7 protein-coding genes are annotated in these 8,496 nt (G+C 69.0%); 3 read left to right on the top strand and 4 right to left on the bottom strand.

Annotation, left to right across the window (positions count from 1 at the left end; genetic code table 11):
- The 3 genes from D180_RS19640 to D180_RS19650 form a co-directional block, all read right to left on the bottom strand.
- Positions 1-928 (bottom strand): D-2-hydroxyacid dehydrogenase family protein (locus D180_RS19640; RefSeq protein WP_017914114.1); only part of this gene is annotated, 928 nt, incomplete at its 3' end.
- Positions 929-932: 4 nt separating this feature from the next.
- Positions 933-1,253 (bottom strand): DUF1820 family protein, encoded by a 321-nt coding sequence (locus tag D180_RS19645; RefSeq protein WP_017908048.1) that lies wholly within the window; start codon positions 1,251-1,253, stop codon positions 933-935.
- Between the two features lie 35 nt (positions 1,254-1,288).
- Entirely contained in the window at positions 1,289-1,981 is a 693-nt protein-coding gene (locus D180_RS19650; protein WP_017908049.1) for a rhomboid family intramembrane serine protease, read from the bottom strand.
- A gap of 245 nt (positions 1,982-2,226) precedes the next feature.
- Between D180_RS19650 and D180_RS19655 the strand changes: the two genes are divergently transcribed.
- Complete coding sequence (locus D180_RS19655; protein WP_017914115.1) at positions 2,227-3,567, top strand: outer membrane protein transport protein; 1,341 nt, start codon at positions 2,227-2,229, stop codon at positions 3,565-3,567.
- Between the two features lie 140 nt (positions 3,568-3,707).
- On the opposite strand, the gene putA is transcribed toward D180_RS19655, so the two are convergent.
- Positions 3,708-6,902, bottom strand: coding sequence for a bifunctional proline dehydrogenase/L-glutamate gamma-semialdehyde dehydrogenase PutA (gene putA / locus D180_RS19660; RefSeq protein ID WP_043091408.1), 3,195 nt, complete (start codon positions 6,900-6,902; stop codon positions 3,708-3,710).
- Between the two features lie 263 nt (positions 6,903-7,165).
- Between putA and D180_RS19665 the strand changes: the two genes are divergently transcribed.
- Complete coding sequence (locus tag D180_RS19665) at positions 7,166-7,642, top strand: DUF2244 domain-containing protein (RefSeq protein WP_019796200.1); 477 nt, start codon at positions 7,166-7,168, stop codon at positions 7,640-7,642.
- 20 nt (positions 7,643-7,662) lie between these two features.
- Positions 7,663-8,496: cytochrome c oxidase subunit II (coxB, locus tag D180_RS19670; protein ID WP_043091409.1), on the top strand; the 834-nt coding region annotated here is incomplete at its 3' end.

Below are 8,496 nucleotides of genomic sequence, written 5' to 3' on the forward strand. Positions count from 1 at the left end.
AGGCCAGCACGTTGTCGAAGGCGGCGCCGAAATACAGGTCGTAGCTGCCCTGTTCGACGTAGCCCAGGTGCGGCGTCGCCAGCACCCGCGGATGCCGCAGCAGCGGATGCTGCGGATCCAGCACCGGTTCCTGCTCGAACACGTCCAGCGCCGCCTGTCCAGGACGGCCGGCGTCCAGCGCGGCCAGCAGCGCGCCGGGCGCGATGAGTTCGGCGCGGCTGGTGTTGACCAGCAGCGCGTCCGATTTCATCCGCAGCAGGTCGTCCAGTCCGATCTGGTGGCGGGTGGCCGCGACCAGACGGCGATGCAGCGTCAGCACATCGCTCTCGGCGAACAACGCCTCGCGGCTGGCGGCGACCGCAAAGCCGTCGGCGCGCGCCTGCGCACAACTGTCCTCGCTCCCCCATACCTGCACGCGCATGCCGAAGCCACGGCCGTAGGCGGCGACGCGGCGGCCGATCTTGCCGTAGCTCCAGATGCCCAGGGTCAGCCCGTCCAGGCTGCGGCCCAGCTGCGCATCGCCGGTGGCCTGCCAGTGTCCGGCCAGCAGCGCATCGCGGTAGGCGGGCAGGCGCCGGCTGGTGGCCATCAGCAGCGCCCAGGTCAGTTCCGCAGGTGCCACCGGCGCGCCGACGCCTTCGGCCACGGCCACACCGCGCGCGGTGCAGGCGGCCAGGTCGATGTGTTCGCCGATCCGCCCGGTCTGGCTGATCAGGCGCAGCTTCGGCAGTCGCGCCAGCAAGGCGGCGTCGATGCGGGTGCGCTCGCGGATCAGCACCAGCGCCTCGGCCTCGGCGGCGTGCCGAACGAAGGTCTCGCGATCGGGCGCCAGCGCGGTCAGCACCTGCACGCTGTGCGCCTGCAGCCGCGCGAAGCAGGGCAGGTGGCGCACCGCATCCTGATAGTCGTCGGCGATCAGGATGCGCATCGGCTCAGCGTGGCTTGCCGGGCATCGGGAACGGCGTGACCACCTTCTCGCCGGTGGCCGCGTCGCGGATCGTCGATTGGCCCTTCTTCTCCACTTCCTCGATGCGCACGATGCTCTGCATCGGCAGATGCAGCGTCTTGGTGTCGCCGAACTCCTCGCGCAGGCGTTCCTCGGTGGGGTCGATCACCAGCCCGTCGTGCACGTCGAACACCAGCGTGCCGATCTCGGTGAAGCCCCACAGATGGCTGCTGCCGACGTGCTGGCAATACAGCTCGTAGACCTTGCCGTGGTTGAGGAAAGTCACTTTGTACAGGTGCTTGAACATGCGCGCAGTATACGGGCGCCGTTGCCGCAGGCGGCTCAGAAGCCCTTGCGCTTGCGCAGCCGCCGCGCGATTGCCGCGCGCACGTACAGCCCGTAGACCATGCCGAAGGCGAAGCCGGCCAGGTGCGCCGACCACGCCACCATGCCGAAGGCCGGGCCGATGTAGGCGAACACCACCTGCAGCGCCGCCCAGGTGCCGATCAGCAGCGAGGCCGGGGCGCGCACGAATTCCAGGAACAGCCCCAGCGGCAGCACCACGCCGAGCTTGGCTCGCGGGAACAGCGCCAGATAGGTGCCGATCAGCGCCGAGACCGCGCCGCTGGCGCCGATGATCACCCGGTCCGGGGTGCCGACCGCGAACACCGCGGCCAGGTTGGAAATCGCCCCGCCGCCCAGGAACAGCAGCAGGAACCGCCACGGCCCCAGCACGCGCTCGGCGGGCAGGCCGAAGATCAGCAGGAACACCAGGTTGCCGAGCAGGTGCGACCAGTCGGCGTGCAGGAACAGCGCGGTGAACAGGCGCAGCACGCTGCCGTCCTGCACCGTGGCCAGCCAGTCGCGCGGGCTGCCCACCCCGGCCGAGAGCGCGCCCCAGTCCAGCCACAGGGTCGCGCGCGCCTCGTCGGGGCGGCTGATCGACCACAGGAAGGCCAGCCACATCGCCGCGAACAACAACGGCGTGGCCCAGCGCAGCGTGGTGCGTTCGCGGGAGGGGATGGAAACGAACATGCGAGGGAACGGGGGAGCCGGAGACCGCCAGGGACGCCACGATAACGACTTCATCCGGCTGAACGCACGCCGACTCCACACGAAGCTGAACGCATCATGTCGTTATTGTTTAGTTAACGGTGCGGGGTATACTCGCATACGGCGTCGTATGTCGGGAGGGGACTCCGGCGCGCATTCCTGGACCATTCCGGCCCGGGAAGGCGCAGGCGCGAACACAGACACTCGTCTTCCGGAGAAAGCTAGCCATGCAAAACGCAACCCAGTTCGTCCGTTTCACCGCTCTGGCCGTCGGCATCGTCGGCGCGCTGGCCATGGGCCAGGCGCACGGCGCCGCGTTCCAGCTCAAGGAGAACAGCGCCAAGGGTCTGGGCCGCGCCTTCGCCGGCTCCGGTAGCGCCCCCGGCGATGCCTCGATCATCGCCGTGAACCCGGCCGGCATGCGCCAGCTCGACGGCAAGATGTTCCAGGCCGACGTCAGCGCCATCCAGTTCTCGGCCAAGTACCAGGGCAATGGCGGCACCTACGCCAATGGCCAGCCGATCTCCGGTGGCCGTGGCGGCGACGCCGGCATGATCGCGCCGGTTCCGGCCGCGTACTTCCACATGCCGTTCGGCGAAAACAACAACATGCACTTCGGCACCTCGCTGACCGTGCCGTTCGGCTTCAAGACCGAATACGACCGCGACTGGGTCGGCCGCTACAACGGCGTGAAGACCGAACTGCAGGCGATCGACCTGAACTTCGCCTTCTCCTACGACGTCAACCCGTACGTGTCCTTCGGCGCGTCCGTGTTCGCCGAGCGCCTGAACATCGAACTGACCAACGCCATCGACTTCGGCACCGTCCTGGCCTCGCGCCGCGTGCCGGGCTTCGCGCCGGGCAGCGCCGACGGTTTCTCGCGCATCAAGGGCGACAACACCGCGGTCGGCTTCACCCTGGGCGGCCTGTTCAGCGTCGACGAGCACACCCACATCGGCTTCAGCTACCGCTCGCAGGTCGAGCACAAGATCACCGACGGCGACGCCGACTTCACCGTGCCGGGCAATGCCGCCACCGTGTTGGCCTTCGCCGCGCCGGGCACCTTCGTCGACACCAAGGGCCGCGCCACGGTCAAGCTGCCGGCCAGCGCCACCGCCAGCTTCACCCACGACATCAACGAGCAGTGGACGGTGATGGCCGACGTCACCCGCACCGCCTGGAGCAAGTTCGACAAGGTCACCGTCGACTTCGCCTCCAACCAGCCCGACAGCGTGCTGGACTTCTCGTACCGCGACACCACCTTCGTGTCGCTGGGCGCCGACTACCGCATGAGCGACACGCTGACCCTGCGTGGCGGCCTGGCCTACGACCAGACCCCGACCACCGACCAGCACCGCGACGTGCGCGTGCCGGACGCGAGCCGCAAGTGGGTCTCGCTGGGTCTGACCTGGAAGCCGTCCGAGCAGACCGAGTACAGCTTCGGCTACACCCACCTGTTCACCAACGACCCGAGCATCGCCACCACCAGCGCCACCGGCAACCGCCTGGTCGGCGACTACGACGTGAGCGGCAACGTGCTGGCGGCCTCGGTCAACTACAAGTTCTGATCGCAGGCGCTTCGCAGTTCCACGAAAAAGCCCCGCTTCGGCGGGGCTTTTTTTATGCCTGTCCGCAGCGTGCGCTGCGCGCTGCGGCAGGCTGCGCTCGGCGCAGGTTCCGCGCGGAACGCTGCGCCGAAGCGGGCCGGTCAGTCGCCCAGGGTCAGCAGCGAGGCGTTGCCGCCGGCGGCGGTGGTGTTGACCGTCACCACCTTCTCGGTGGCGAAGCGCAGCAGGTAGTGCGGGCCGCCGGCCTTGGGGCCGGTGCCGGACAGGCCCTGGCCGCCGAACGGCTGCACGCCGACCACCGCGCCGATCTGGTTGCGGTTGACGTAGACGTTGCCCACCGCCACGCGCGAGGCGATGCGCTCGATGGTCTCGTCGATGCGCGAATGCACGCCCAGGGTCAGGCCGTAGCCGGTGGCGTTGATCTGGTCGATCACCGCGTCGAGCTGGTCGGCCTTCCAGCGGATCACGTGCAGCACCGGGCCGAAGATCTCGCGCTGCAACTGCGCCAGCGACTGCAGTTCGTAGGCACGCGGGGCGAAGAAGCTGCCGTGGGCGGTAGCGGCGTCGGTGGCGGCCACGGCGATTGCGCGCGCTTCGCGGTCCATGCGTGCGGCGTGGTCGGTGAGAATCTGCAGCGCATCGGCATCGATCACCGGGCCGACGTCGGTGGACAGCAGGCCGGGGTCGCCGACCTTCAGCTCGGCCATGGCACCGGCCAGCATGGTCATCACCTTGTCGGCGATGTCGTCCTGCACGAACAGCACGCGTGCGGCCGAGCAGCGCTGGCCGGCAGAGATGAAGGCGCTGGAGATCGCGTCCTTGACCACCGCTTCCGGCAGCGACGAGGAGTCGGCGATGAAGGCGTTCTGGCCGCCGGTCTCGGCGATCAGCACGCCGATGGCGGCATCGCGCGCGGCCAGCGCGCGGTTGATCGCACGGGCGGTCTCGGTGGAGCCGGTGAAGGCGACGCCGGCCACGCGCGGATCGCGGGTCAGCGCGGCGCCGACGGTGGCGCCGTCGCCGGGCAGGAACTGCACCACCGCCTCCGGCACGCCGGCTTCGTGCAGCAGCTTCACCGCGGCATGGCCGACCAGGTTGGTCTGCTCGGCCGGCTTGGCGATGACGCTGTTGCCGGCGGCCAGCGCCGCGGCGACTTGGCCGAGGAAGATGGCCAGCGGGAAATTCCACGGACTGATGCACACGAACACGCCGCGGCCGTGCAACTGCAGTTCGTTGGATTCGCCGGTCGGCCCGGGCAGGCGCTCGGGCGCACCGAACTGCGCGCGCGCCTGGCCGGCGTAGTAGCGCAGGAAGTCCACCGCCTCGCGCACTTCGGCGACGCCGTCGGGCAGGGTCTTGCCGGCTTCCTTGACGCACAGCGCCATGAACTCGGGCATGCGCGCTTCCAGCAGGTCGGCGGCATGTTCGAGGATGGTGGCGCGGCTGGCGGCCGGGGTGCGGTTCCAGGCCGGATAGGCGGCCGCGGCGTTGCTCAGCGCCTTCTCCACGGTGGCGGCATCGGCCGGCTTCCAGTGGCCGACGATCTGGCGATGGTCGGCCGGGTTGGCGACCGCCAGGGCGTCGCCGGCGATCACCGCGCCGGGCACCAGCGGCGCGGCCTGCCAGGGCTTGAGCGCGGTGTTGAGCTGGTCGGCCAGCGCGCGCAGATCGTTGTCGTTGGCGAGATTGGCGCCCATGGAGTTCTTCCTGTTGTGGTTCTGGCTGCGCAGCAGATCGACCGGCAGCGGAATCTTCGGATGCGGGATGGAGGCGAATGCGGACACGGCCTCGACCGGGTCGCGGATCAGGTCTTCGATGGCCACGTCTTCGTCGGTGATGCGGTTGACGAAGCTGGAGTTGGCGCCGTTCTCCAGCAGGCGCCGCACCAGGTAGGGCAGCAGGTCCTCGTGCGAACCCACCGGCGCGTACACGCGGCAGGGCACGCCGAGGCGGTCGGCGGGGATCACCTCGGCATAGAGGTCGTCGCCCATGCCGTGCAGCTTCTGGTGCTCGTAGTCGCGGCCGCCGGCGATGGCGCGCACCGCGGCGATGGTCTGCGCGTTGTGGGTGGCGAACATCGGATACAGCGCATCGCTGTGCGCGAACAGGCGCTTGGCGCAGGCCAGGTAGGACACGTCGGTGTTCTGCTTGCGGGTGAACACCGGATAGCCCGGGTGGCCCTCGACCTGCGCGCGCTTGATCTCCGCGTCCCAGTAGGCGCCCTTGACCAGGCGCACCGGGATGCGGCGGCCGACGCGGCGCGCCAGGTCGGCGAGGAAATCGATCGTGTACGGGGTGCGCTTCTGGTACGCCTGCACCGCCAGGCCGTAGCCTTCCCAACCGTCCAGCGAGGGATCGGAGAAGGTGGCCTCGATGATGTCCAGCGACAGTTCCAGGCGGTCGGCTTCTTCGGCGTCGACCGTGTAGCCGATGCCATAGGACTTGGCCAGTTGCGCCAGTTCCAGCACGCCGGGCACCAGTTCGGCCATCACCCGCGCACGCTTGGCGTGCTCGTAGCGCGGATACAGCGCCGAGAGCTTGATCGAGATGCTGGGCGCGGCGAACACCGCGTCCTTGCCGCCGCCCTGCTGGCGCTGCGCGGCGAAGTGCTTGCCGATGGCGTGGATCGCCTGGCGGTAGGCATCGAGATAGCGCTGCGCATCCTTCATGGTCAGCGCGCCTTCGCCGAGCATGTCGAACGAGTAGCGGTAGTGGGCGTTGTCGCCCTTCTTCGAGCGGGTCAGCGCCTCGCCGATGGTCCGGCCCATCACGAACTGATGGCCCATGATCTTCATCGCCTGGCGCACCGCCAGACGGATCACCGGCTCGCCGACGCGGCCGATCAGGCGCTTGAACGCGCCGGACACGTCGGCGCGGGTGAGGTCGTTGATCTGCACCAGCTTGCCGGTGAGCATCAGGCCCCAGGTCGAGGCATTGACCAGGATCGAGTCGCTCTCGCCCATGTGCTTCTTCCAGTCCGCATCGCCGAGCTTGTCGCGGATCAGCTTGTCGGCGGTGTCCTGGTCGGGGATGCGCAGCAGCGCTTCGGCCACGCACATCAGCAGCACGCCTTCTTCGCTGCCGAGGTCGTACTGGCGCATGAAGGCCTCGATCGCGCCCTGGTCCTGGGCGCGGGCGCGCACCCGGGTGACCAGGTCGGCGGCCAGCGCCTGCACCCTGGCCTGGTCGGCCGCGGGCAGGCGCGCCTGCTCGAGCAGTTCGCGTACGTGTTCGGCTTCGTCCTTGAGCCAGGCGGCGGTGATCGCCGCGCGCAGGGCCTGCGGCGCGGGCGGGAGTTCGGGGGACAGCAAGGGCGAAGGAGACGCGGACGGCATCGCCGGAACAGAGCCGGCGCCAGGCAGAGCGTTCATGCGGGAAAGGCCAGGGACAGAGCCCGCTATTTTATGTCAGCGCCTGCACGCGCAGGGGGTTGCCGGCATCGCCACGGCGATGGCGGACGCGTCCAGGCTGAACGCACATCTTGTTGCGCTACAGCATTTTTTGTGGTGAACGCGCGCTTGCCGCCGCGCAGGCCGGGGGCTACCATCCAGGCGTGCTCGCGGCTCGGGCACGAGCGGTTCGGAAGCGGCGGTTCGACATGATCGAAATGTTTCCGTTTTCTCCGGAGGGGTCGGGTACGCAGCTGCGGCTGCGACCGCCGCGGGCGTTGAATGCCCGGCAATTCGTTCTGTTGTTCGTCGCACTGGCCGGGGCGATGTGGGCCGTGGCTGGGCTGGGGTGGCTCGCCGGCAATGTGTTCGCGCCTGCGTTCGCCCTGTTGCACAGCATCGTGGTGGCGCTCGCGCTGCATTGGTCGTGGCGTGGCGGCGAGCGCGAAGAGGATATCCGGGTGGGTCCGGCCTGCGTGGAAGTGACCCGTCCGAATGCAGGAACGCCGGCGTTCCGCGCCCACCCGCATTGGGTGCGGTTGCGGATCGAAGGCGACGACAGGGTGGTGCTGGCATCCAGCGGCAAGCAGGTCAGGGTCGGCGAATTCCTCGGCCCCGACGAACGCCGGCAACTGGCGCAGACCCTGGAAGGCTTGCTCGCGGCCGTGACCGGCCGCAACCGATGACGCTCCAAGGGGTCTAGGCAATGAAGCAACGCGGCGGGTGGGTGCAACAGGCGGTCAGGGGCGGGATGGCGTTGGCGGCGGCGATAGCCGCACCGCTGGCGTGGGCGCAATCGGCCGATCCCAAGCCGTGGCAGCTCAACATGGGCAGGGGCGTCACCCAGAGCGCGCGCAACGCCTACGACGCGCACATGGTCGCGTTGTGGGTGTGCGTGGTCATCGGCGTGCTGGTGTTCGGCGCGATGGCCTATGCGATCTTCAAGTTCCGCAAGTCCAAGGGCGCGGTGCCGGCGCAGTTCAGCCACAACACCAAGGCCGAGATCGTGTGGACGGTGATCCCGGTGCTGATCCTGATCGTGATGGCGTGGCCGGCCACGGCCAAGCTGATCGCGATGTACGACACCCGCGATGCCGAGATGACGGTGAAGGTCACCGGCTACCAGTGGATGTGGCGCTACGAATACCTGGGCGAGAACGTCTCGTTCACCAGCCGCCTGGCGCGCAGTTCCGACCGGCTGCGGCAGAGCGGCGCGGTGCCGACGGCCGAGCACGACCCGCACTACCTGCTGGACGTGGACAACCGGCTGGTGCTGCCGGTGAACACCAAGGTGCGCTTCGTCATCACCGCCGACGACGTCATCCACGCCTGGTGGGTGCCGGCGCTGGGCTGGAAGCAGGACGCCATCCCCGGGATCATCAACGAGGCATGGACCAGCATCGACACCCCCGGGGTGTACCGCGGCCAGTGCGCCGAACTGTGCGGCAAGGACCACGGCTTCATGCCGATCGTGGTCGAGGCGGTGAGCAAGCAGGACTTCCAGAAGTGGCTGGCATCGCGCAAGCCGGCGCCCGCCGCC

It is taken from the genome of Xanthomonas sp. SHU 166, from assembly GCF_000364685.1.
In the GTDB taxonomy this organism is placed as follows: domain Bacteria; phylum Pseudomonadota; class Gammaproteobacteria; order Xanthomonadales; family Xanthomonadaceae; genus Xanthomonas_A; species Xanthomonas_A sontii.